At 41.7% G+C, this 24,512-nt stretch carries 28 protein-coding genes; 14 read left to right on the top strand and 14 right to left on the bottom strand.

What is annotated here, in order from left to right; genetic code table 11:
* Positions 1–237: 237 nt before the first annotated feature.
* Both trhO and ACTCNA_RS06160 read left to right on the top strand, forming a co-directional pair.
* Positions 238–1,299 (top strand): oxygen-dependent tRNA uridine(34) hydroxylase TrhO, encoded by a 1,062-nt coding sequence (gene trhO / locus ACTCNA_RS06165; RefSeq protein WP_462947026.1) that lies wholly within the window; start codon positions 238–240, stop codon positions 1,297–1,299.
* Positions 1,300–1,411: 112 nt separating this feature from the next.
* Positions 1,412–2,086 carry a tRNA-dihydrouridine synthase gene (locus ACTCNA_RS06160; RefSeq protein ID WP_462947025.1) on the top strand — a complete coding sequence of 225 codons (675 nt, stop codon included), beginning with the start codon at positions 1,412–1,414 and terminating at the stop codon, positions 2,084–2,086.
* A 237-nt stretch (positions 2,087–2,323) separates the two neighbouring features.
* Here ACTCNA_RS06160 and ACTCNA_RS06155 read toward each other — a convergent pair whose 3' ends face one another.
* From ACTCNA_RS06155 to ACTCNA_RS06125, 7 genes are all read right to left on the bottom strand, one after another.
* A complete protein-coding gene (locus ACTCNA_RS06155; RefSeq protein ID WP_462947024.1) occupies positions 2,324–4,474 on the bottom strand; it encodes a hypothetical protein in 2,151 nt (716 codons plus the stop codon).
* A 10-nt stretch (positions 4,475–4,484) separates the two neighbouring features.
* A complete protein-coding gene (locus tag ACTCNA_RS06150) occupies positions 4,485–4,793 on the bottom strand; it encodes a type II toxin-antitoxin system RelE/ParE family toxin (protein ID WP_462947023.1) in 309 nt (102 codons plus the stop codon).
* A complete protein-coding gene (locus ACTCNA_RS06145) occupies positions 4,793–5,044 on the bottom strand; it encodes a hypothetical protein (RefSeq protein WP_462947022.1) in 252 nt (83 codons plus the stop codon). Before ACTCNA_RS06145 ends, ACTCNA_RS06150 begins: the two co-directional genes overlap by 1 nt.
* Positions 5,045–5,124: 80 nt before the next feature.
* On the bottom strand, positions 5,125–6,393 hold the full coding sequence (locus tag ACTCNA_RS06140; protein WP_462947020.1) for a DUF4861 domain-containing protein: 1,269 nt from the start codon (positions 6,391–6,393) through the stop codon (positions 5,125–5,127).
* 1 nt (position 6,394) lies between these two features.
* Positions 6,395–7,189 carry a gluconate 5-dehydrogenase gene (locus tag ACTCNA_RS06135; RefSeq protein WP_462947019.1) on the bottom strand — a complete coding sequence of 265 codons (795 nt, stop codon included), beginning with the start codon at positions 7,187–7,189 and terminating at the stop codon, positions 6,395–6,397.
* Between the two features lie 36 nt (positions 7,190–7,225).
* On the bottom strand, positions 7,226–8,068 hold the full coding sequence (kduI, locus tag ACTCNA_RS06130; RefSeq protein WP_462947018.1) for a 5-dehydro-4-deoxy-D-glucuronate isomerase: 843 nt from the start codon (positions 8,066–8,068) through the stop codon (positions 7,226–7,228).
* A gap of 3 nt (positions 8,069–8,071) precedes the next feature.
* Complete coding sequence (locus ACTCNA_RS06125) at positions 8,072–9,238, bottom strand: glycoside hydrolase family 88 protein (RefSeq protein WP_462947017.1); 1,167 nt, start codon at positions 9,236–9,238, stop codon at positions 8,072–8,074.
* Between the two features lie 110 nt (positions 9,239–9,348).
* Between ACTCNA_RS06125 and ACTCNA_RS06120 the strand changes: the two genes are divergently transcribed.
* A complete protein-coding gene (locus ACTCNA_RS06120; protein ID WP_462947016.1) occupies positions 9,349–10,383 on the top strand; it encodes a LacI family DNA-binding transcriptional regulator in 1,035 nt (344 codons plus the stop codon).
* A gap of 50 nt (positions 10,384–10,433) precedes the next feature.
* Here the strand turns inward: ACTCNA_RS06120 and ACTCNA_RS06115 are convergent, their stop codons facing one another.
* Both ACTCNA_RS06115 and ACTCNA_RS06110 read right to left on the bottom strand, forming a co-directional pair.
* On the bottom strand, positions 10,434–12,074 hold the full coding sequence (locus ACTCNA_RS06115; protein ID WP_462947015.1) for a hypothetical protein: 1,641 nt from the start codon (positions 12,072–12,074) through the stop codon (positions 10,434–10,436).
* Positions 12,075–12,098: 24 nt separating this feature from the next.
* Positions 12,099–12,800 (bottom strand): hypothetical protein, encoded by a 702-nt coding sequence (locus ACTCNA_RS06110; RefSeq protein ID WP_462947014.1) that lies wholly within the window; start codon positions 12,798–12,800, stop codon positions 12,099–12,101.
* Between the two features lie 214 nt (positions 12,801–13,014).
* On the opposite strand from ACTCNA_RS06110, the gene uvrB reads away from it, so the two are divergent.
* Positions 13,015–15,033 carry an excinuclease ABC subunit UvrB gene (gene uvrB, locus ACTCNA_RS06105; RefSeq protein ID WP_462947013.1) on the top strand — a complete coding sequence of 673 codons (2,019 nt, stop codon included), beginning with the start codon at positions 13,015–13,017 and terminating at the stop codon, positions 15,031–15,033.
* A 55-nt stretch (positions 15,034–15,088) separates the two neighbouring features.
* Here the strand turns inward: uvrB and ACTCNA_RS06100 are convergent, their stop codons facing one another.
* On the bottom strand, positions 15,089–15,451 hold the full coding sequence (locus ACTCNA_RS06100) for a helix-turn-helix domain-containing protein (RefSeq protein WP_462947012.1): 363 nt from the start codon (positions 15,449–15,451) through the stop codon (positions 15,089–15,091).
* An 11-nt stretch (positions 15,452–15,462) separates the two neighbouring features.
* The gene (locus tag ACTCNA_RS06095; RefSeq protein WP_462947011.1) at positions 15,463–15,756 is read right to left on the bottom strand and encodes a type II toxin-antitoxin system HigB family toxin; all 294 of its coding nucleotides are present in this window, start codon (positions 15,754–15,756) and stop codon (positions 15,463–15,465) included.
* Between the two features lie 124 nt (positions 15,757–15,880).
* Between ACTCNA_RS06095 and ACTCNA_RS06090 the strand changes: the two genes are divergently transcribed.
* Positions 15,881–16,450, top strand: a complete 570-nt coding sequence (locus ACTCNA_RS06090) for a Yip1 family protein (protein ID WP_462947010.1) — start codon at positions 15,881–15,883, stop codon at positions 16,448–16,450.
* Positions 16,450–16,908, top strand: a complete 459-nt coding sequence (smpB, locus tag ACTCNA_RS06085) for an SsrA-binding protein SmpB (RefSeq protein ID WP_462947009.1) — start codon at positions 16,450–16,452, stop codon at positions 16,906–16,908. Before ACTCNA_RS06090 ends, smpB begins: the two co-directional genes overlap by 1 nt.
* On the opposite strand, the gene ACTCNA_RS06080 is transcribed toward smpB, so the two are convergent.
* Positions 16,905–17,627, bottom strand: a complete 723-nt coding sequence (locus ACTCNA_RS06080) for a 3'-5' exonuclease (protein WP_462947008.1) — start codon at positions 17,625–17,627, stop codon at positions 16,905–16,907. The two genes, smpB and ACTCNA_RS06080, sit on opposite strands and share 4 nt — an antisense overlap.
* Entirely contained in the window at positions 17,628–18,242 is a 615-nt protein-coding gene (gene udk, locus ACTCNA_RS06075; protein WP_462947007.1) for a uridine kinase, read from the bottom strand. It abuts the gene before it with no gap.
* 117 nt (positions 18,243–18,359) lie between these two features.
* On the opposite strand from udk, the gene ACTCNA_RS06070 reads away from it, so the two are divergent.
* The 8 genes from ACTCNA_RS06070 (at position 18,360) to ACTCNA_RS06035 (ending at position 23,865) form a co-directional block, all read left to right on the top strand.
* Complete coding sequence (locus ACTCNA_RS06070; RefSeq protein WP_462947006.1) at positions 18,360–18,659, top strand: Dabb family protein; 300 nt, start codon at positions 18,360–18,362, stop codon at positions 18,657–18,659.
* A gap of 19 nt (positions 18,660–18,678) precedes the next feature.
* A complete protein-coding gene (locus tag ACTCNA_RS06065) occupies positions 18,679–19,662 on the top strand; it encodes a type I phosphomannose isomerase catalytic subunit (protein WP_462947005.1) in 984 nt (327 codons plus the stop codon).
* A 118-nt stretch (positions 19,663–19,780) separates the two neighbouring features.
* Entirely contained in the window at positions 19,781–20,380 is a 600-nt protein-coding gene (gene yihA, locus ACTCNA_RS06060) for a ribosome biogenesis GTP-binding protein YihA/YsxC (RefSeq protein WP_462947004.1), read from the top strand.
* 27 nt (positions 20,381–20,407) lie between these two features.
* Positions 20,408–21,424 (top strand): ribose-phosphate pyrophosphokinase, encoded by a 1,017-nt coding sequence (locus ACTCNA_RS06055; protein ID WP_462947003.1) that lies wholly within the window; start codon positions 20,408–20,410, stop codon positions 21,422–21,424.
* A 194-nt stretch (positions 21,425–21,618) separates the two neighbouring features.
* Positions 21,619–22,290: a 50S ribosomal protein L25/general stress protein Ctc gene (locus ACTCNA_RS06050; protein WP_462947002.1), complete on the top strand. Its 672-nt coding sequence runs from the start codon at positions 21,619–21,621 to the stop codon at positions 22,288–22,290.
* A gap of 15 nt (positions 22,291–22,305) precedes the next feature.
* Positions 22,306–22,872, top strand: a complete 567-nt coding sequence (gene pth / locus ACTCNA_RS06045; protein WP_462947001.1) for an aminoacyl-tRNA hydrolase — start codon at positions 22,306–22,308, stop codon at positions 22,870–22,872.
* Positions 22,873–22,875: 3 nt separating this feature from the next.
* Positions 22,876–23,253, top strand: coding sequence for an RNA-binding S4 domain-containing protein (locus ACTCNA_RS06040; protein WP_462947000.1), 378 nt, complete (start codon positions 22,876–22,878; stop codon positions 23,251–23,253).
* Between the two features lie 72 nt (positions 23,254–23,325).
* Positions 23,326–23,865, top strand: coding sequence for a DUF4924 family protein (locus ACTCNA_RS06035; RefSeq protein ID WP_462946999.1), 540 nt, complete (start codon positions 23,326–23,328; stop codon positions 23,863–23,865).
* On the opposite strand, the gene ACTCNA_RS06030 is transcribed toward ACTCNA_RS06035, so the two are convergent.
* Positions 23,854–24,270: a thiol-disulfide oxidoreductase DCC family protein gene (locus ACTCNA_RS06030; protein ID WP_462946998.1), complete on the bottom strand. Its 417-nt coding sequence runs from the start codon at positions 24,268–24,270 to the stop codon at positions 23,854–23,856. The genes ACTCNA_RS06035 and ACTCNA_RS06030 overlap by 12 nt on opposite strands.
* Between the last annotated feature and the right edge of the window lie 242 nt (positions 24,271–24,512).

Genomic DNA, 24,512 nt, shown 5'->3' with positions numbered 1-24,512 from the left:
CAATTGTTTCCTGCTGAATTTCAGCAGGACGGTAGTGTATTGTTTTTTCCTGAAGATCGATCGTGGCGACTATTTTTTTAATTTGCTGCGGAATTGCTGGAATAAAGATGGGATAAGTAAATATATCCTATCTTTACCCAACTTGTTATTTATTTCAAAAAAAAGAATAAAAACTCTTTTTAGTTCCTTTGGTGTAAATTCCCTATTTTTGTAATTCAAATTTTTTGGATTGAAATCATGCAGTTACACAACAGAATAAACAGGGAAGAACTGAAAAAGCGCCTGATGGAGGAAACCTTCCAACGAAAAACAATTTCGTTTTACCGGTACCATTACCTCGAAAATCCTCGGGAATTCAGGGACAGCATTTACCGCGACTGGTTTCCGCTTGATTGCTTTGGTCGAATTTACGTGGCCCGCGAAGGAATTAACGCGCAAATGAGCGTACCGGAATATCACTTCGAGGCGTTCCTGGAAACGCTTAGCAAATACGAAATCCTTGAAAATATTCCCATCAAATATGCCATTGAAGACGACGGAAAATCGTTTTACAAACTCACCATTAAAGTGCGGCCCAAACTGGTAGCCGACGGACTGGATGACGGAACTTACGATGTGACCAACGTGGGCAAACACCTTAGCGGTGTTGAGTTTCACAATTTTGTCGGGCAGGAAAACATGGTGGTGGTTGACATGCGAAACTACTACGAAAGCGAAGTAGGCCATTTTGAAGGTGCCATTTGCCCCGAAGCGGATACTTTCCGCGAAGAACTGGAAATTGCAACTGACCTGCTGCAGGACAAAAAAGATAAAAAAATTCTGCTTTACTGCACTGGCGGCATCCGTTGCGAGAAAGCCAGCGCTTACCTGAAAAATCAGGGATTTAAAGATGTGAACCAGTTGCACGGCGGAGTACTGGAATATGCACGCCAAATTAAAGTGGCCAATCTCGATTCGAAATTTATTGGGACAAATTTTGTGTTCGACGAACGGCTGGGCGAAAGCGTAAACGGACAAATTATTTCACGGTGTCATCAATGCGGAAAACCTTGCGATACGCATTCTAACTGCGCCAATGAAACATGCCATATTCTTTTTATTCAGTGCCCGGATTGTGCCGAAAAACATGCCGGTTGCTGCACACCGGAGTGTGCCGAAGAAAAAAGCGGAAAAACTTTCGGCGAAAAAGTGAAATCCAAAAAATTTGGGAATAGCAGGAAGTATCGGAAGAGTTTGGCACTGGTTCGATCAGAGCAAAATTTGAAAAGCACCAAAAAACAAATATCAAATTTCAAATAAATTACAATTATTCAAATTCAAAAATTCAAACAAGTTCAAATTTGTTTGAAAATTGCACTTTGGAGATTTGATAATAATTTGTTTTTTTGAAATTGCAGATTGGAATTTAACGATGAATAATTTCTGGCAAGAAATAAAATCTCCCGCCTTTTCGCTGGCGCCAATGGAAGATGTGACTGATACGGTTTTTCGCGAAATTGTGCTCGGAATGGCAGCACCCGGAAAGCTGCATGTGGTGATGACAGAGTTCACATCGGTTGAAGGCATGAACCATCCCAAAGGCCGGGAACGGGTGTCGGAACGATTAATTGTAAACGATTCAGAACGGGAATTGCTGAAATCAAAAAATGTAAAACTGGTAGCCCAGATTTGGGGCCGCAATCCGGAAGTTTATCACACTATAGCAAAGCACATTTCAGAAAATTACGATTTCGACGGGCTTGACATCAACATGGGTTGTCCGGTAAAAAAAGTGGTAAAAACCGGTACCAACGGAGTGATGATCGGTCGCGGTATTTTTCAGAACCCCTGGTTTTTCAATCCCGAAAAAATTGAAATTTCAGAGGAAGAACGCATCGAAAGACTGATTCAGCATACCCGGCTTTTCGAGCAAATATACGTCACTTTTTCAGCCTATCACATGCTGGGAATTGATGCGAAAACGGAAAGTTGTAAAAAAAGAGTTCCTTTAAAATTACAAAAGGAACCAAGGAGCATTTTTCGCACCCGGTCATTAAAACCGGTATTTTGTAACAGCGCCGTGGCAATGCCCTCGTATGGCTTTTGATATCCGCGCGAAACAGGAATCAAGAGCGGGAATTTGATTTCATGTGCCCGTCTGTAATTGAATACTATTTCATGGTTGACAAAATCTTAAACGATACCTTTTACTTTCAGTTTATTTTATTCATTGATAATTCTCGCTAAGTCGCAAGGGCGCAAAGAATGGTTATCGATTAAATAAATTCTATATTAAATCCGGTTAAAACTTAGCGTTTCTGCGCCTTTGCGAGATTTTCTTTACTTAAAATGGCGGCGACAAATTTTCCCACTTTACTTTCCAATCCCCCGGAAAACCAGGATTTAAACTTTCATTTCCCTCAAAACCTGTGCACATGGCAGACACAGCCCAAAGCAAACCCCCGTTTCCCGGAAGGTAAATCCGCAGGCGATCATCCTGGTAATTGTGTCCGTTGGGCAAATAACTGTTTTTCTGAACATCTTTCAGAAGCAGCTCAACAGCCTCTTCCGGTTTTCCCAGCCGGACGGCGCAAATGGCAGCCATTGGGTAATCCCAGCCCCAGGTGCGCGGCCAGTTCCAGTTTTCAGCGATGTAGTTGAAGGTATTTTCCATAATTTGTTTTTCCGAAGGAACAGTTTCCGGCAGCAGGCCAAATGCCCCCAAAACCATGGGATGGTCGGAATAATAATGTTCATTTTCATACGAATCGGGAGCACTTTCGGCTGCGAGGTACAACCCGTCTTTTTGTGCAAACGGCGGCAATCCGTCAATTACTTTTTGCCATTCCTCTTTTTCAGGCAGGTTCATTCGCTGCAGCCATTTTTGCGCCACAGACAATCCCCAGTGCCAGTAAGCCACTTCAAAAGGCGGATTGTATGTTTTCTTTTTTTCCAGACTTTCCTGTGCGGGAATCAGCGGCGGTCCGAGAATGTAGCGGTTATTTTCTGCATCCCACCGGGCAAAATCAGCCATAAATTCTGCCGTTTCAAAAACCAGTTGAGCATATTTATTTAGCGTTTCAGCATTTGGTCTTTCTCTATAAACCAATTCAGCAAAATAAATGATGTGCGGTTGCTGCCAGATGAGAAATTCGCCCACACCCGACGGACTGTCTCCACCGGCAGGGTCGGTCATTTTGGGCCAGCGAACGCCTTTGTATCCCTGAATTTCGGCTTTCTTTTTGGCCTTATCAAAAATATTGAAATAATATTCCAGACTCTTTTCGAGCAGATCAACCCGGTTCCACAATGCCCAGTGCACACCATGCCACCAATGCATTTCGAGATGAAATTTTCCGTACCAGCTGTTGAAAGTGAGGCCGGTTTCCTGTGGCGGAAATTCGCCTGCACATTGTATTCTTGTTAGGTATTGCGAAAGAACTACCCGGCGTTCCAGTTCATGGGCACGCGGATCGTCAGTTTCTGAAAAATCAACAGCGCCACCGGTTTCCCAGAAATTTTGCCAATGTTTGGCAGTAGCCTCTTTCCCCTGATAAAATGTTGCAGGTTTTGTGAAATTATTATTCTGGGTAAATTCAGCTGTAAATGAAAATTTTTCCGATTCTCCCACCGGTTGCAATACAAAATAATGGGGTTCTTTTTGAATGATTTTGGCTTTTCCATCCCAGTTCAGTTTAACAAAATAGGTTGTTGTGTCAAGTGTGTGCTTAAAAACTATACTGTTTTCATTTTGACGGATAATTTCAGAGCGATGTTTTTCAGGACTTTGCCAGTCAGTGGCTCCATCAACATGATTTGCTGTGGGATAAGGGAAGCGCAGATTAAATGCCATTAAGCCCTTTTTAATTCGCTCAGATTGAACTTCTGCCGCAATCAAATCTCGGGTGGGATGGCAAACAGTATTAACGTTTACTGCTTCTCCTTCAATTTCAAAATAACTGGAAATGTTGCCTTCCCAAAGATTCAGAGTTTGCTCAATCTTTCTGATTTCATTATAAATTACCTGTTTCCCGTTTTCTTTTAAAAGTTCAAATCCGATATTTCCGAGATGGAGCCGGTGCAGGTTTTGACGGAAATAGTTTGCCGCCGCCTGTTTTCTCCCGGGGTCATTCCATTGTACCGCATACGGAACTTTCCTTCCCTCCACATCAAAATACTGATAGGTCTCTTCGAGCTTGTAATTGTTTTTGTTTTGAAAACTATGCCATCCCCAGTCTGACATAGTTCCAAGACAAATTCCGTTTTCATAAACTTCGGGGAAAGTTTGCAACCCGGTGGCATCAACTGTAAAAGTAAAGCTGCCATTTCCTACCGAAAGTGAGCTCAGCGAATCAAATTTACTGACTGTTACATTATGCCTTGAAACCAATGCAAAACGGTCGATTTTTCCGCTTTGTGAATTGCCGGATTTTTTGGAAGAAGTGCAGGTGGAAACGATGAAAAAACTGATTAAAACAGAAATAAAAAATTGCATAATTATACGATCAAATATCTTTAAACCTTTCAGGATTTCGGTTGGTATGAATGATATTCAAAATATGTACTTCATTCTCTGTGACTTTAAAAATGATTTTGTATTTCCATTTTGTAACCGATTGGTAATCACCTGGCAATTCATCTAAATAATATTCTTTTGAAAACTTAGAAAAATCTTTCAGCTGACTACAACGTTGAAGAATTCCATTTTTTATATATTCGGCGGTTTCTTTTGAAACCTCTTTTTTCAAATACTCATAATATTCACGCAATGAACTCCTTGCTTTAAAAGAGATGATTACTCTCCTTTTTTTCATCACCAGGACTTTGATTCTTTTTTTAATTGTTCAAGAGTAATGAAATCACCATTTTTTATTTGAGACTCAGCCAATATGATATCTTCAGTAAACTGTTTCTTTTTTACTGGATTCCCATGGGGATCATAACCTACGATCGGGTCGCTCTTATCCATTACTGAATATATTTTTTGATAAAGCTCATTAACGGTATTTTCGTCAACTTCCTGTAAATGTTTTTGAATATATTTTCTTTTTTTGTTGATATCCATTTCTTTCAATGTTTTCTCAAAATTATTAAAAATCAGTGAAATTGAAATGGAAAAAGAAAAATAAACAAAACATCCCGGTTTTAGAGCTTTATTACAGGCTTATTCATTTTTTCGGTCTCTTTGTTAATGTATTCCCGGAATCCTTCCTCTGTTTTCCACTGGTCTTTGTCGAGGCCCCACACTGCAAAAAAGTAGTGTTTTGCAGGGTGGCCACTTTCGCACTGCTGACCGATGTAATATGTTTCGGAAATAATATTGCTGAAGCCTTTTTCAGGAACAGTTTCGTATCCCAGCTTGAAAAAATTAATATCTGAAGTACGCCCGATTTTGCCGGCCTCTTCGAGTGGGACGGCCACAGCCATTCCCAGCTCATCGTTGTTAAGCGACTGCACATCGTGAGTGCCGATGCACTGAAAACCGTTTGCCTTAAATTGGAATGGATCACGCTTTAAATAGCTGGTTACAATTCCGGTTACAATTTGCGAACCTTCGGGGCAGCCGGTTACCGTAACATCCGATTCAAACCAGTATTTTCCGGGGTAAATCGTAATTCGTTCCACTGCTTCCAGCATGTCGCCATCCACTTCCCAGCCTTCGTAACGCAGTTCAAAAACCGACCGTAGCGGACCTTCCACAATTTTGTGATAGCTGTAAACATCGGTTGAACCCAACCGGTACAAAGAATCTTCTTTGAGCAACGCCAAACCACCTGATCCCAGCGAGCTTCCGCAATGCAAAACATCCATTCCCCAGTCGGCCAGTTCATGATAACTACCCATTTCAGGAGTATGAATTTTATCGATGATCATTTCTGGTTTAAGCTTGCCAAACAAATCTTTCACATTCCGGCAGTCGAAGTAGTTGCGGAATCCGATTTTGTCGTTTTCCCAGTTTACACTCTCACCCTGGGCAATAACTTCAAAACCATCGTCGCATGGAAGTGCAGCGTAAGTATCCACTTCTTTGTATGTCCCGTCATCCTGAATGATTCCCAATCGCAGGTTAGTTCGCTTTTCAAATTCGGGGTACTCATTTTCAGGAACGAAATCAATTTCCAGTTCCAGCGTTTCACCGGCTTCAAAATCGGTTACCAGTACCACCTCATCCCATTCTCCGTCTCCATCCAAATCATCAACCTGTGTGGGAACTAAATCACCATTGTCAAATTTGAATACCGGCAATTCCCCTGCCTCAAATTCAACATACTCAGCAATCGAAGCTCTATCCAGTAACACAACCTCATCTTTTCGCGGACTGTTGAGTGGGTTTTCAAAAGTGTAAGTTGACTGTTTCTTGCACGAAAAGAAAAAGGGGATCAGCAAAATAAAAAATATCAGTTTGGTTTTCATTTTAAATTTCATTTTCACCTTTTACATAACCGAAATTGGCGAGAATACCGCCATCCACATAAAGCACGTGGCCATTTACAAAATCGCTGGCTTTTGATGCCAGAAAAAGAGCAGCATTACCCACATCTTCGGGCTCGCCCCAGCGACCTGCCGGTGTGCGTGTCATTACCAAATCGTTGAACGGATGGCCGCCTTCGCGGATAGGTGCCGTTTGCGCGGTTGCTATGTAACCGGGCCCTATTCCGTTAATCTGGATGTTGTATTTGGCCCACTCGCAGGTCATGTTGGCAGTGAGCAGTTTTAATCCGCCTTTGGCCGAAGCATAAGCCGAAACTGAGTTACGGCCGTAAACGCTCATCATGGAACACATGTTGATGATTTTCCCCGAACGTTTTTCGATCATTTTCGGAGCAATCCGTTTGGAAACAATCAACGGTGCCACCAAATCCACATCGATTACCTGTTTGTATTCTGAAACAGGCATATCCAAAATCGGAATTCGTTTGATGATTCCCGCATTGTTCACCAGAATATCGATGATTCCTACTTCTTTTTCAATTTCTGAAATTCCCCGGTCGACATCCTCCTCGCTGGTTACATCAAACTTCAATGTGTAAACATCGATACCTGCGTCAGTGTATTCTTTTTTACAACTTTCCAGTTTTTCATCGGAAATATCGTTCACGCATATTTTTGCACCGGCTTTTCCGAGCACTTTGCCGATGGCCATTCCAATTCCGTGTGTGCCTCCGGTTACAAGGGCAACTTTTCCTGATAAGTCAAATAGTTCGTTCATATCGTTTTATTTTTTTGATTCAATTTCAAAATACATTTACCTTAAATCTTTTGGATCAATATTGTCCATGTCGGTGTAATCGAGATTTTCGCCGGCCATGCCCCAAATAAACGTGTAGTTGGCCGTTCCCGCGGCAGAGTGAAGCGACCAGTTGGGCGAAATCACAACCTGCTCGTTGTGCATCCAAATGTGCCGCGTATTGTCCGGTTCGCCCATGAAATGGCAAATGGTTTGATCTTCCGGTAAGTTGAAATAGAAATATACTTCGTTGCGGCGACTGTGCCTGTGTGGCGGCATGGTATTCCACACGCTTCCCGGTTTCAGCTCGGTCATTCCCATCTGGAGCTGGCAGGTATCAACCACTTTGTTAATTATCAACTGATTGATAGTGCGCTCATTTGAAGTTTCAAGCGAACCTTTGTGCAGTACATTGGCATTGGCCAGTGTAATGTGTTTTACCGGATATTCCTTGTGGGCAGGTGCCGAGTTAATGTAATATTTTGCCGGATTATCAGCCGATTCTGAACTGAACTCTACCTCTTTACTTCCTTTGCCAATGTATATGGCCTCTTTTGTATTCACATCGTAGGCTGTACCATCAACAGTAACGGTACCTTTCCCGCCAATATTGATAATGCCTACTTCGCGGCGGTAACAGAAAAATTCAGCTTTCAGTGGATCAATCGGCTCAAGTTTCAGTGGTTTGTCAACCGGAACGGCACCACCCACAATGAACCGTTCGATGGCCGAATAAACCAACCGAATGTTACCGGGATCCATCACTTTTTCCATTAAAAACTCTTTTCTTATTCTCTCGGTATCATACGTTTTAAAATCCTCAGGATGGTATGCATACCTTTCTTCATAAATTGTTGCCATAATCTATTCCTTTTTAAAGTTTTGTTGTCTTTTTAATGCTTCAAGGTAATAATAATCAGCGTAATTAATGGCCACATCTACCTCGCTGGATTTTGGTTTGTGTCCTACGCTGTGTTTTAAAATAAAACCTCCGTTTGTACCACCGGTGGCCCGGTATTTTTCTGAAGTTAGACTTTCCAAAATGTTATTGGCAGCGTCCAGGTATTTCTGACCGTCATCAGCCAACTGGCTCAATTCAAAAAGAGCCGAAGCTGTAATTGCTGCCGCCGAGGCATCTCTATTCGTTTCGGGTATTTCCGGATCGTTAAAATCCCAGTAGGAAACCATGTCTTCCGGAAGATTTTTCAGAATAAACCCGGCTATGTTTTTCGCTGCATTTAAATACTTCTCGTCGCTGGTTTCGCGGTAAGTCATGGTGTAACCATACAATCCCCAGGCTTGCCCCCTGCCCCAGGCCGATTCATCATTCAACCCCTGATGTGTTTGTTTCACAACCGGTTGGCCGGTTATTGTATCGTAATCAACCACATGGTAACTACTCCAGTTATCACGAAAATGATTTTCAAGGGTTACATCGGCATGAGAAATCGCTGCTTCCCTGAATTTAGGATCTCCCGAAACTTCCGATGCCCAGAAAAGCATTTCCAGGTTCATCATGTTATCGATAATCACCGGAAACTGCCAGTTGCCGTGATCCCATGATTTTATACAACCAACAGTTGGATTAAAGCGCGTTAACAACGACTCAGATGCCTGCAAAATCACATCTTTATATTCCTCATTGCCAGTAAGACGGAGTGCATTCCCGTAGCTGCAAAAAACCATGAATCCCAGATCGTGGGTGTTGGTTCTGTACTGAACACCTTCGAGTTTCAATGTATTTTCAAGCGCTACTTCTTTCCAGAAAATATCGCCAGTCAGTTCATACATATACCAGAATGAACCGGCCGGAAAACCACAGGTCCAGTCATTAATTCCGACCATCCGATAGCCGCCGTCTTCATCAGGATAAGAACGTGGAACTTTTTCAGGGGGAATATGATCGACCAGAACCTTTAATTGACTGCTCAGTTGCTCAACCAATTTTTGAAAATCGGGCATTTCAGATTTGTTCCCGGAACAGGAAATCTGTGAAAATGCAATAAACAAAACAAATAAAACTTTGTACATTTTAATAATTATTGATATTTAAAATGCAAATATAGCAGGAATAATACAAAATTGCAATCGATTGCATGTTTAATGAAATATTTCTTAACTTTACCGGCAAATAAAAAGATATGGCAAAGCATGGAGAAACAACAATACATGATATTGCCCGGCAATTAAGTATTTCGGCATCCACGGTATCGAGGGCACTAAACGATAATCCCCTGATAAGTAAAACAACTCGCGAAAAAATTAAAAAAGTAGCGCTCGAAATAGGATACCGCCCCAATACAATGGCTGCCAACCTTCGGACACGCCGGACCAATACCATCGGTGTGATTGTTCCATTGATTAACCGTCACTTTTTTTCGTCGGTAATCAGCGGCATTGAAGATGTGGCCTACAACAGTGGTTTTGCCGTTACCATAACGCAATCGAACGACAGTTTTGAAAAAGAGGAAAAAATTGCCCAAACCCTCTATTCCAACAGGGTTGACGGAGTAATCGTATCCATTGGAATGGAAACTACAAAATTCGACCACCTTAAACATTTTTCAGAACGCGACATTCCGCTGGTATTTTTTGATCGGGTTGTTGATGAAATTGAAGCTCACAAAATTTCGGTTGATGATTTTAATGGCGGATTTAAAGCCACACAGCACCTGATTGAACAGGGAGCCAAACGAATTGCGCATATTGGCGGACCGTTAAACCTGAAAATTTATCAAAAACGATTGGATGGTTACTTGGACGCAATGAAAAAAGCAGGACTTGCTGTAGATGATTCCATGCTTATTCACAACAGTCTGACCCGCACCGACGGAACAAACGCGGTAAAAAAACTATTCAGCCAAAAAGTAAAACCCGATGCCATTTTTTGCGCCAATGATACAACCGCACTGAGCGCTATTATTTATTTTAATGAACACGCAATTAAAGTACCGGACGATGTTTTAATTGTAGGTTTCAGCAATGAACCTTTTTCCGAGGTAGTGACTCCTTCGATCAGTACCATCAGGCAGCCGGGATTTGAAATGGGACAAAAAGCGGCAAGCCTTATAATCGAGCAAATAAAATTAAAAGATAAGCCTTCGGAATTTCAGGAAATTGTGATGCCCACAGAATTGATTATCAGGCAATCATCATTAAAAAAAGATGATAAATAAAACAACTAATCTCCTGAAAACAACACAAAGCCAAACTGGAACTAATTGAACTACCAGTTCATATCGTCACAAACACTCTGGCTGAATTTATGGTCAATTTTAATCCTGACCCTGCCGTCTTCCATCAATTCGGAACTAACATCAGAGCCACTTTCGTGCAGATATGAACCGTCTTCAGCAAACTCGGTAAACAGGGTGGAATACTCCCATTCGTTTTCCCATAGCAACCGGAGTTCGTACTCCTGGCCGGGCAAACCAAGCAGGTCAACCACGCCGCCATCCATATCAACTCCCTGCCACGGATTATCGCTACCTTTAATTTTGAATTCACCACTGTAAGTTGGGGCAACGGCAATGCCCGGGTTGTCGGGACAAAATGCTTTCAGAACAATCTGGTATTGTTCGTAATTTTCCTGAGGGTCAACATTCACCGTGTAACTGCCCGAGCAAAAATCATCGATTTGAAGAGTTGAAATGGGCTTGAAGGCCGGATTATTATCGCGGAAAACAAGTTTTACTGCTTTTTGTGGCGTGTTCTCAACGGTAAATTCTTCAGGGAAGTCTCCTTTAAAATTGATGGTGGTCAGCAAATTGTCATTCATGTCGTACACATCGGCATCAATCGAAAAACTGGAAATTACATCCGACTGAAAAGTAATTTTACTTCCGGTACCACAAAGATTTTCGGCAGAAGCTTTTACCAACGTGTAGTTGATGTCCAGCGAGTTGTAAACCGACTGTGTCCCGATAATATCCCAGACATCACTAAATACGGCAAATCCAAAAATATCGGGATCAGGATCTTCGGTATATTCTGAATTCATTTTTACTACACCGCCGTTCAAATCTCCCACTTCCTGTCCCACTAAAGTAATTTTTTCTATTCTTCCGGTTTCCAGTTTTTGAAACAGGACGCTGGCCGGAATGCCATCAATGTTCACCACATCAATTTCGGGTGCATAGTTGGAGTATGTTTTCAAAAAAATACTGATAAAATTTTTGGGATCGTTTTTGTAAGCTTCTTCAGCCTCTTTTGAAGATAAAAAAAATGAATCGCCATTTGTATCTTTAAATCTTGCCAAATCATTCAGGGAAATTTCATATTGTATTTTGTAAGGTTTTTCTTCGGCAGCCGATTTCAATCCATCGCTTACAACTTTAGAAAACACAATGGTTGTATCTCCCTCGCCATAATCGATTTCGCCGCCAATTTCACTTTCATCTTCATCCCCGGTTTTCGACAAATACAGTTCAAACGTTTTTTTGCCTTCATTTTTCAGTTGAAAGGCTTTGGTTAAATTGTTATAACCTTCTGCCTCCACATTCACTGAAAATTTAAACGGGCTGCTTTCGCTTATTGTCACATTCGGGTCAACGGTGAGCTCCAATTGCCCCAGTTCAGACACATATTCAGGATTTTTTTCGCCGGAAAAGGTAACAATGTCATCTCCGTTTTCTCCGGAAAAACGGATGGTGCTCGTGCTGGTAATCAGCTCACCACTTGTTGCATCGAGCAGCTTGTAAGTCATCCGGGTGTTAAAAAAATTGAAATCGAGAATAAGCAGGTTGATGTCTTCCCCCGTCTCTTTATCTTTTAACGGATTGTCGAGGTAATCGCTGCAACCTGCAAAAAATGCAGCAACTAATATTACCACTGTAATTTTTATTGTGTTGAATTTAGTGTTCTTCATTTTTATAACATTTTAAGTACCAGATTAAAAAAGCCTGACACCTATAGCAAATTTCACTACCGGATAAAATTTGTAAACAGAAAATTGATCTTCAAGGTAATTTTTATGTTCATGAGCCGAATCTGCACTGGGCTTTAACAACCCCCTGGCTGTAATTTCCAGTTCAGGCGGGCCCATGTAATATAATCCGGTTTCAAAATTATAGGTTATCCTTTTCTTTTTTCCCAGAAACTTACGAAATCCCGCACCTATGTAAGGAGATGTCTTCACTGAAGATTCAAACTGAAAACTGAAATTCCCAACATCTTTTGCCGGGATGGAAATATCACCATACTCCATATCGCTTACAGCCTCTCCTGCCAAAACCGGTTGGAATTTATTTATAACCACACCTCCCGACAAGTACAAAGCCGGTCTGTAAAACCAGTTCAACAACAAGGAAATTCCACCTGTTTTGTAATTCAGGTCGGTAGCGTAATCAATATTGTCTTCTGTCAGGTTAAAAGAATAGTTGAAATTTAAAGTTTCGTAACCCGCCTTTAAAGTAACCCGCTTGTTTATCTGATACTGAACATCCAGCCCCAGGCCATTAGTTGATGCCAGCGCCCCGGCATAAAAACCAGAACCTGTTTCATCCGGTTGATTGGATTGCATTAAATTTTCTCCGGCTTTTGCCTGTGCAAGAACTGACAGCATCAGTAAAAAAGTAAAAACTGTTTTATTCATCAATCTTAAAGATAATCATTTTTTGTGCATCCAAAATTAACACTAACTAATTACAAAACACAAGATTTGTTGAATATATTACATTAAGTACTTCATTTTCAGAAATTATAACATTAACCAATCAGCAAAAATTCAGGCCACGATCAGTCTTTTGGAGTTTTGTTTATTGCAAACCACATTTCTTTTTTATCAATCAGTTACCTAATTTTGCAGCATGAAATTCAAAGTAGCCTCGGAATATAAACCAACCGGCGATCAGCCGGAAGCCATCCGGCAGCTGGCTGAGGGAATTGAAAACGGGGACCGGTTTCAAACCCTGCTCGGGGTTACCGGCTCGGGGAAAACGTTTACCATGGCCAATGTAATTGAGAAAGTGCAGCGGCCCGCCCTGATTCTGAGCCACAACAAAACACTGGCCGCCCAGCTTTACGGCGAAATGAAACAGTTTTTCCCCGAAAATGCCGTGGAATATTTTGTATCGTACTACGATTATTACCAACCCGAAGCTTATCTTCCTACCACCGATACTTACATTGAAAAAGACCTTTCCATAAACAAGGATATTGAAAAACTGCGGCTGAGCACCACTTCGGCACTGCTTTCCGGAAGGCGCGACGTGGTGGTGGTTTCGTCGGTTTCGTGTTTGTACGGAATTGGCAACCCCGAAGATTTTCACGCAAATGTTACTGAACTGAAAGTTGGGCAGGCGGTTTCGCGGAATGCCATGCTCCGTCAACTGGTAGATGCGCTTTATTCCCGAACTGAAGTAGATTTTCAGCGGGGGAATTTCAGGGTGAAAGGCGATACTGTCGATATTTTCCCGGCTTATGCAGACACGGGTATCCGAGTTGTTTTCTGGGGCGACGAGGTGGAAGAAATTTCCAGTTTCGATCCGGAAACCGGCCAAACCTACGGTCAGATGGACGAAGTGGTAATTTACCCGGCCAATATATTTGTGACTACCAAAGCCCGCATGAACGCGGCCATCCGGCAAATTCAGGACGACCTGGTGGGGCAAATCGACTATTTTAATGAAATCGGCAAACCGCAGGAAGCCAAACGTATTCAGGAACGGGTAGAATACGATTTGGAAATGATGCGCGAACTGGGATACTGCCCTGGCATTGAAAATTATTCACGCTATTTCGACGGACGGAGCCCGGGGACGCGGCCGTTTTGTTTGCTCGATTATTTCCCTGACGATTTTATGTGTGTTATCGACGAAAGTCACGTAACCATCCCGCAAATCAGGGCCATGTACGGCGGCGACAATTCACGCAAAACAACGCTGGTGGAATATGGATTCCGGCTGCCTGCCGCAATGGACAACCGCCCGCTGAAATTTGAAGAGTTTGAAAAACTGGTGAACCAGGTGGTTTATGTGAGTGCCACTCCGGCGGATTACGAACTGGCCAAATGCGACGGTGTGGTGGTGGAACAAATTATCCGGCCAACCGGCCTGCTCGATCCCATAATCGACGTGCGCCCAAGTACCAACCAGATTGACGACCTGATGCACGAAATCAACCTTCGCATTGAAAAAAATGAACGAACACTGGTAACCACCCTCACCAAACGAATGGCCGAAGAGCTTTCGAAATACTTGTTGAACATGGGTGTTAAAACGCGTTATATTCATTCCGATGTGGACACCATGGAACGGGTTGAAATAATGGAGCAGCTGCGCAAAGGGGAGTTCGACGTGCTGGTGGGAATCAACCTGCTGCGCGAAGGCCTCGATTTACCGGAAGTTTCGCTGGTGGCCATTCTCGATGCCGATAAAGAGGGATTCCTTCGTTCAGAACGATCGCTGACACAAACGGCTGGCCGTGCTGCCCGTAACCTGAACGGAGAGGTAATTATGTATGCCGATAAAGTTACCGACTCGATGCAGCGCACTATCGACTCTACAAACTACCGCAGGGAAAAACAGCTCAAATACAACGAAGAAAATAATATCATTCCTACTGCCATTGTTAAACCTACGCGTGAAATTATTGGCTACGAATACAGAAGTGGCAAAAAACCGGAAGAATATGCAGATACGGTTCATCCCGATGTAGCTGCCGATCCGGTAGTTCAATATATGAGCCCCGAAGGCCTTGAAAAAACCATTGAAAAAACCCGGAAACAGATGAGAGCAGCGGCCAAAGATCTCAATTTTATTGAAGCCGCCCGCCTGCGCGACGAAATGTTTGCGCTGGAAAAATTACTGAAGGAGAAGAAAAAATAACCGGCCATTAAGTCATGGTCTCGCTTAAAGTGAGGCTCTGGCTAAACACAGGTTACTATCCTAAAATAATATCGGCATCAATGCCCAATTCCGAACGAAGCCGCCGGGCAACTTTAAGTGTTGGTTCGCTCTTTCCGTTCAGGTATTCACTTATTCTGGACGGACTTACATTTAACAGTTCAGCCAGTTTTTTCTGAGATATACCTAACTCAGCCATCCTTAACCGAATTATATCAGCCAATGCCGGCTTTGAAACAGGATAGTAATGTTCCTCATATTCTGCAACCAGGTCTGAAAGCAAATCGAGTTCGATAAAATCTTTGTGATTTTCAGATGTATTATTCCCAACAACCTGAAGCAATTCTTCCACTCGTTCAACTGCTTTCTCGTATTGTTTTTCTGTATTAATTTTTGTCATAATATGCCTCATTAAATGTTTTTACAATCAATCCGGGTATATTCTTCGTGCGTGCCAATGAACCGAATATAAACTTTTTGCGAAGCGAAAATGATAATGGCAACCAATCTGTGTTGATTACCTTTTATATTGAAAACAAATCTGTTATTACCTACATAATCAGCACTATTAAAGGTTTTTTTAATATCTGACAAGTTCTGCCACTTCGATTTTGAAGTTTTGAAATACCAATCTTCCAGAGCAATTTTGGCACCTTTATACTTCGCTGAAAATTCCCTGATACGTTTAAAAGTGACAATCCTCATTTTCATCAATTTATTTCAAAATTAGAAATATTATTTTGATTTTTAAAATTTTCATCAATTTTGCAGGATAAAATTTTTAGCCGCTGAATAAAATGTATTTTTGCAGCGAATTTAAGAAGAGGATATGGGAATTTCAGTATTGGAGAATCTTCAGATAGTACGTTCAGTAATTTTTAAACCTAAAGAATTCTGGAGCGAACAGAAACAGCACAAATCACCAAAAAAAAGTCTGTTTTTCAGCTATTTCGTTCCACTTCTGGCAATAGTTGCGATTGCCGTTTTTTTAGGTGAATTTCTTAAAAACAAAAATTATTACGCTGATTTTGCCCTGTTAAAATCGCTGCGCGAAATCTTGCTTTTCTCATTTCAATATTTCATCTCCGTGTTTTTCACTTACCACCTGATGAAAACTTTTGGCGGCGAAAAGAACAAAACAGCTGCTCGGAGGTTGGTTGCTTATTCGCTCACGCCTTTTTTGCTGGTCTCTATGATTACTGGTTTGTTTCAGTTCCTTTATGTTATTGATGCACTGGGGCTATACAGTTTTTACATTTTTTGGGTGGGGGCAAAAGAGTTGCTTGATTTTCCTGAACGCAAATTTGAAAAGTACGCGCTTATAACTATTCTGGTAAACTTTTTTATCTTTAGTTTTTTAAGTGTCTCGTTGTCGAAACTTTTAACCGCATATTTATAGTGGCACATCAAAAAGGAAATATTAACGTAAAGAACCGCAAGGCTACATTTGAGTATGAACTGATTGAAAAATTTGTTGCCGGCATGCAACTGGCAGGTACAGAAATCAAATCAATCAGAAACGGCAAAGTAAATTTGAGCGACGCGTATTGCCAGTTCTTCTCGGGCGAGCTTTACGCCCGGAACGTTCACATTTCGGAGTATGAAATGGGAACCCACAGCAACCACGAGGCCAAACGCGACCGAAAATTACTGCTCACAAAAAAAGAGTTGCAAAAACTGGATCGCAAGACAAAAGAATCGGGATTCACAATTGTACCAACCCGCCTTTTTATTAACGACCGGGGCCTGGCCAAACTCGAGGTTGCCCTGGCACGTGGTAAAAAAATGTACGATAAGCGGGAAACGTTAAAACAAAAAGATTCGAAACGCGATATAGAGCGTGCTATGAGGTTCTAAACTACCTCCATATTTTCAATCGGAATTATTTTGTCGCCTTTATATTTCAGCAGTAAATTAGCGACTGCGAGCGTATCTTTTTCACAATATTTTGCAATCCGGCCGATATCATTTTCGTCCCAGTAAATTTTAGCCACCTGGCTGCCATCGATGTCATCTTTTGGCGTTGGGATATTAAATAATTCGCACAGCAGCGACAAAGAAGTGTAATGTTTGTAGTCGCCAAATTTCCATAACTGCAGTGTGTCAATCAGCCGATCTTTAAGTTCCCATGGTTTGGCTCCGGCAATGTCAAATATTTTAGGCAACACCAGATTGTTCACCAACGCACGCCGGGCAATATAAGGGAAATCAAACTCCTGCCCGTTATGTGCGCAAAGCCTTCTTTTCCCGGCGCGAGAAAAAGCATCCCACGCATTGAAAAAGCTCTGGATCAAAACCTTTTCATCATCGTTGGTAAACGATTTTACCCTGAAAACCAACTCGCTCTGTTTTTGAAAAACATACCCGGCCGAGATGCAGACAATCCGGCCAAACTCGGCATAAATACCGGCACGATCATAAAGTACCTCGGCGGGCTCGTCGTTGTTAATCTGAAACTTCATTTTATTCTCCCAAAGCTGCTTCCACTTTTCGTTTAAATCGTTGTACTCCGGTGCAAGCGGCACAGTTTCAATATCGAGAAACAGGACTTCTTCTATGTTTAAATTTTTCAGCATTTAATTATTTTTTAAGGTGTGGTTGATGTGGTTTGTCAGGATATTAATTGCCACCAGGTTCATGCCCCCCTGCGGAATAATAATATCAGCAAACCGCTTGGTGGGCTCGATAAACTGCAGGTGGCTGGGGCGCACTGTTTTTTCGTAGCGGTCGAGTATCTGGTCAACATTTCGGCCCCGCTCGTTCAGATCGCGCCTGATGACTCTCGACAACCGGATATCCGAATCGCAATCGACAAAAACCTTGATGTCCATTAAATTTCGCAGGGCTTTATTTGCGAGGCACAGAATTCCTTCAACAATTAAAACTTCTTTGGGAGTTACCTGACGGCTTTCGTCCATACGGGTGCAGGAGATAAAAGAATAAACCGGTTCATTTACCGGAATCCCTTTTTGAAGTTTTTTTACATGGTCTATCATCAAACCAAATTCCACCGAATCAGGATGGTCGAAATTTTTCTTCCTCCGTTCTTCAAGGCTCAGGTGGCTGTTATCAAAATAATACGAATCCTGCGAAAGGATGGCAACTTCATCTTCCTGAAATTGTCCTGCAATTTTTTCCACCACTGTGGTTTTTCCCGAACCGGTGCCGCCGGCAACGCCAATTACAAGCATCTTCTTTTTAGTTAATTGTTAAAACTGACCGAATTAAATGAAATCAATTAATGCAGCTGCTAATAAAACACTAATTTCGTTGTCAGAAAAATCTAAGATACAAAAATTAGCAAGGCTATGATTAACCACATTGTACTTTTTAAACTGAAGGATTACCCGGCAAAAGAAAAAGCTATAACTGTTGAGGAACTCAAAACATTGCTCGAGAGCCTGAAAGACAATATTAAAGAAGTTAAATACCTTGAAGTTGGCACTAATTACGAGCTGGAAGCTAAAAGCTACGACATTGCTCTAATATCTCATTTCGAATCGCTGGAAGATTTGGACACCTACCGCGTGCATCCCGAACATTTAAAAGTTGTGGAACGTATTAAAGAAACAACATCGGAACGTGCTGCCGTTGATTACAGGTTTTAATTCATAAAAAATAAAAATTATGGCCGGTTTGTATCCGTTGAAATTCAAGCCCATTTTGCACGAGAAAATCTGGGGAGGCAATCGCCTGAAAGAATTACTCAACAAAGATATTGATAACCTCCCCAATTGTGGCGAGAGCTGGGAGATTTCATCCGTTGAAGGTAAAATTTCGGTAGTAAACAATGGATATCTTCAGGGCAACAACCTGCAGGAACTCATCGAAGTTTACATGGGCGATTTGGTGGGTGAAAAAATTTACAAAAAATACGGGATTGAATTCCCGCTCCTCATCAAATTCATTGATGCACAGGCCGATTTATCCATTCAGGTTCACCCCAACGACGAACTTTCAAAAAAACGGCACAATGCCTACGGAAAAACCGAAATGTGGTACGTGGTGAATGCTGAAGATGGTTCGCTCATAAATTCAGGATTCAACCAGCCGGTAACACGCGAAAAGTATCTCGAATACCTTGAAAATGGGAAATTAACCGATTTGCTGTGTTACGAAAAAGCTGTGCCGGGCGATGTATTCTTCATCCCGGCCGGGCGCGTGCATGCCATTGGAAAAGGTGTTTTGCTGGCCGAAATTCAGCAAACCTCTGATGTTACTTACCGTATTTACGACTACGACCGCAAAGACGAAAACGGGAACAAACGCGAACTGCATACTGATTTGGCGCTCGATGCCATTGACTTTACCTACCAGGACGAGTACAAAACAAAATACAAGGCAGAAAAAAACAGATCTTCTGAAATTGTTAGCTGCGACTATTTCACAACCAACATTCTCGATTTCTCGGAAAAACTGGAAAAAGACTATCACCACTTCGATTCGTTTGTAATTTATATGACGCTCGAAGGTCAATTCAATATTGAATATGAAGGTGGGAATGAAAAAGTAAGCAAAGGTGAAACGGTACTTTTGCCGGCAAGCCTGGAGTCGGTCCGGTTAAAACCGGTAACCGAAAGTGCGAAAGTTCTTGAAATATACATTAAGTAACAGTATCACAAAATTTTAAAATTCCCAATAGCATGAACCGGAATCAGATTTTTCCAATAAAACAGAAATCATCCGGTTTTAATTTTATTGATTGACAAATCAGCATTATTTTTGCACGATGGAAATTAAAGATGCCCGTTTTTTAGTAAGCAACACCGAAATTGACAAATGCCCGGCCCCAAATAAGCCTGAATATGCATTTATCGGGCGGTCGAACGTGGGAAAATCCTCACTCATCAACATGCTTACCAACCGGAAATCGCTGGCAAAAATTTCGGGTAATCCGGGAAAAACGCAGTTAATCAATCATTTCCTGATAAACGAAGAGTGGTACCTGGTTGATTTGCCCGGTTACGGATTTGCAAAAATTGGCCGGAAGGAACGGGAAAAATGGGAAAAATTTGTCAGAAAATACATCCTGCTGCGCGAAAACCTTTACTGCCTGTTTGTGTTGATTGATTCACGCCACGAGCCGCAGCCCATCGACCTCGAGTTTATGGAGTGGCTGGGATTAAGCCAGATTCCGTTTTCTATTGTTTTTACCAAAACCGACAAGTTAAAACCCGGCGAACTGGAAAAAAATATTGAAAACTATAAAGCAAAAATGCTGGAGAGCTGGGAAGAAATGCCTCCATTTTTTACATCATCAGTAACTACCGGCGAAGGAAAAAAAGAAATTCTGAAATTTATACAGGATATTAACCGCGAAAACTTGTAATTTTATTTTTAATCAAAAATTATTATCTTGAAAATCGATAAAAGTGTAGGTGATAAAGCATTATCTTTAGATTTCCATAATAAAAACCAAACTGATTTAGCGATGGGCAGTAAAAATCATCCTTTAAAAATTTTTTCGGGCAGGGCCACACAACATCTTACGCAAAAAATATGCGACAGCCTTGATGTTGACCTCGGTCAATCATCGTGCCCCGTTTTTGCAGATGGCGAATTTGAACCTTGTTATGAAGAAACCATCCGTGGTTCGCATGTTTTTATCGTGCAATCGACCACTCCGCCGGCCGATAATTTGCTCGAACTCCTTTTAATGGTTGATGCCGCCAAACGGGCCAGCGCTTATAAGGTTATTGCAGTAATTCCTTACTTTGGCTATGCCCGGCAAGACAGGAAAGACAAGCCACGTGTTTCGATTGGTGCAAAACTCGTTTCCGATTTACTTTCAGCCTCGGGAATTGACCGCGTTATAACAATGGACTTGCATGCCGACCAAATCCAGGGCTTTTTCAATGTGCCGGTTGACCATCTTTTTGCTTCGGCACTATTCATTCCTTTCATCAGCAAAATGGGGCTCGAAAACCTGGTAATTGCCTCACCCGACGTGGGGGGTACCAAACGCGCCAATACATACGCCCGCATGCTGCAAACCGACATGGTAATTTGCCATAAAACACGCGCACGCGCAAATCAAATAAACAGCATGACTGTAATTGGCGATGTGTCAGGGAAAGATGTTATTATTGTTGATGATATGATTGATACAGCCGGCACCATTACCAAAGCAGCCAATTTAATGAAAGATAAAGGTGCATGCAGCGTACGCGCTTTTGCGGCACACGGTGTTTTATCGGGTCCGGCCATCGAGCGCATCGAACGTTCGGCTCTTGAAGAAGTCTATTTCACCGATTCAATCAAACAAAAATCGGAAAGTGAAAAGATAAAATACATTACCATTGCCGATGCTATGGGCGAAGCCATTAAAAGGGTTTACAAAAATCAGTCGATTAGTTCGTTATATTACCGCTAATTTTTATCTTTGCACCGCTTTTTCCAAAAAGCAGGAGCATTTTAAGGGCGTAAGTAGTTGATTTGCTTCTAATTTTTGTTGCACAACAATTTTAGAACATCAAAACAAAACCGCCCTGTAATTATGCATGCTGTTTGTTCCGTCAGTTGGCGGAAAGGACTGAGTACCATAATTATTAACGAAAAATTTTAAAAATGAAATCAGTAACAATTAAGGGAACAAAACGCGATGCCCTCGGGAAAAAAAGTGCAAAACGAATACGCGAACAAGGCGATGTACCTGCCGTTCTGTATGGGACCGATGAGCTTATGCACATTACTATCCCGTTCAGTGAGTTAAGACCGTTAATTTATACACCCAACGTATATTTAATCGACCTTGAGATTGACGGCGAACAATACAAAGCCATTATTCAGGATATGCAGTGGCACCCGGTTGAAGAACAGGTTATGCACGTTGATTTTCTGAAAGTTGAAGACGACAAACCGGTAAAAATAAATGTTCCAATAGTAATTACCGGAAGAGCAAAAGGTATTAAAGCAGGTGGGAAACTTAAAACCAACATGCGCAAACTTAAAATAAAAGCTTTGCCCAAGTACCTGCCCGATACCATTGAAATTGACATTACCAAATTAGGAATTGGCGACAGCTACAAAGTTGGCGAACTCGAAAGGGAAAACCTGGAGTTCCTCGATAACCACTCCAATTTAATTGTAGGTGTAATTTCATCGAGAGCTGCCATGGCCGGAATGTTGCTTCCTGAAGACGAAGAAGAGGAAGAAACAGAAGGTGGAGAAAGAGCAGCAGTTGAAGGTGGGGAAGCCGAAGGAGGAGAAACACCTGATGCTTCTGAAAATCAGGAATAATTAAAATGAAATTTTGTGAAGTATTTGATTGCAGGGCTCGGAAATATCGGCCCGGAATATAAAAATACACGTCACAACATAGGTTTTCAAATATTGGACGCTCTTGCAGGTGCGTCCAATATTGTTTATAACGACAAGCGTTACGGGTTTGTGGCCGAATATAAATTTAAAGGAAGAACATTTATTCTTTTAAAACCAACCACTTTTATGAACCTCAGCGGGCGCGCAGTAAACTACTGGCTTCAAAAAGAAAAAATTCCGCTCGAAAAAATGCTGGTCATTGTAGATGATATTGCACTGCCATTTGGCATACTCCGGGTAAAAGCAAAGGGAAGCCCGGGAGGGCACAATGGCCTTAAAAATATTTCTGATGTTTTGGGAACCAACAATTACCCGAGACTGAGATTCGGTATCGGAGATGACTTTCACAAAGGCTTTCAGGTTGATTATGTTTTGAGCGACTGGAGCAGGGAAGAACAAAATGAACTTCCTGAAAAAATCGATACCTGTATTGAAATTATTAAAAGCTTCGGAACCATAGGCACAGAACGCACAATGAACTTTTTCAATAAAAAAAAGTAAACAATGGCGGGAAACGTGAGAGTTGACAAATGGCTGTGGGCAGTGCGTATTTACAAAACACGCTCGAAAGCTACCGAAGCCTGCAAAAAAGGGCGCATTATTATGGACGATTTGCCGGTGAAACCATCGCGCGAAATTGTTCCGGGCGACATCATCCATGTAAAAAAAGCCCCGGTTACACGACAATACAAAGTGCTTGCGCTGGCCGAAAAACGAATGTCAGCAAAACTTACCGACGATTATGTGGAAGACATTACCCCTGCGGAAGAACTCGAACTACTGGAAACCCAAAAGCAGATGAAATGGTTCAACCGAAAACCGGGAACCGGAAGGCCTACAAAAAAAGAACGGCGCAAACTCGACGATTTCTTTGACAGTTAAGCGGAAAGATTTAATTTTTGCTTATTTTTAAAACGAAGTCTGTTTCAACAACATTAAATGCCGTAATCAAAAATGCTCATTGCTCAGAAAAAAAGAAAAGAAAACATTGCCGAATACATTTTATACCTCTACCAGGTTGAGGATTTAATCCGTGCTTTTCACCTCGATATGAACCTGATTAATGACAAACTGGTTGCCAAATACCAGGCTGACGGAAAAACCTCCGGTGAAATTTCTGACTGGTATAAAAACCTGGTGATGATGATGGAAAAGGAAGGCATTCAAAAAAAAGGGCACCTGCAGTTTGTTACCAATTTACTGGGTGAGTTAAACGAGTTTCATTTACGCCTGATGGAAACAAAAGCAGACAGTATTTACATTTCCATTTACCAGGCAGTGGCAGGTTTGCTTAACGAGTTGAAACAAAAAAACCCGCAGGCAACCACTGATGTCCATGTAGCAATCGATGGTATTTACGGCTACCTGATGTTAAAAATTCAACAAAAAGAAATTACGGACGAAACGGAAGAAGCCGTAAAAAGGTTGAGCCACTGGCTGGCACACCTTTCAAAACTTTTCAGGGATTACGAAAAAGGCGACTTAGCGTTTTAAGTCAGCCCATTCAGGAAACTGGCTGCGTTCGGCAGCAGTAGGAATCCGGCAGGTTTCCCTTTTTCCAAACCATTTGTAGCGGTTTGAGGCTATCCAACGGTAAAATTTATTTCTCCATTTTAAGGGGATTATTTTAAACAGAACCGCCAGCCGCCAAGGATAAGAAAGCAGCCAGGCTGTTTTCAAAATCGCAGCCGATTCAAAATAAACATCCTCATTGTAAATCAATACAACCGAATCAGTATCTGCGGGGATGCTGAAACGTTGCCGGAGTTTCTCGCCCGTTTCCGACTGGAGCGCAACAAAACGAAATTGTCCGCCATGTTTTCTGCGGATGACAAAATCAACTGTGTTGTTGCACAAATTGCAAACACCATCGAATAAAATTATGGGATGTAAACTCATTTAATTTATAACGGCAAACAAAGTAAAGGGTTTAAAAGAGAAAAGGACAGCTCAACAGCTGTCCTTTATTAATGTTAACCCCCAAACACACAAGCAATACAGGACGTATTGCATTACAAATATAAAACTAAGATGGAATTATACCAAAGGTTTTGCAAAAAATATTTAAAGAAAAAGCACTCTTGCTAAATATTTTTATAAGAAAAGCTCATCAATTGCACTTTATGAAGAACTTTTGGTTT

This window comes from Tangfeifania sp. (assembly GCF_055108615.1).
Note: the sequence above shows the minus strand (reverse complement) of the source record. Positions and strands in the feature narration are given on the sequence as shown.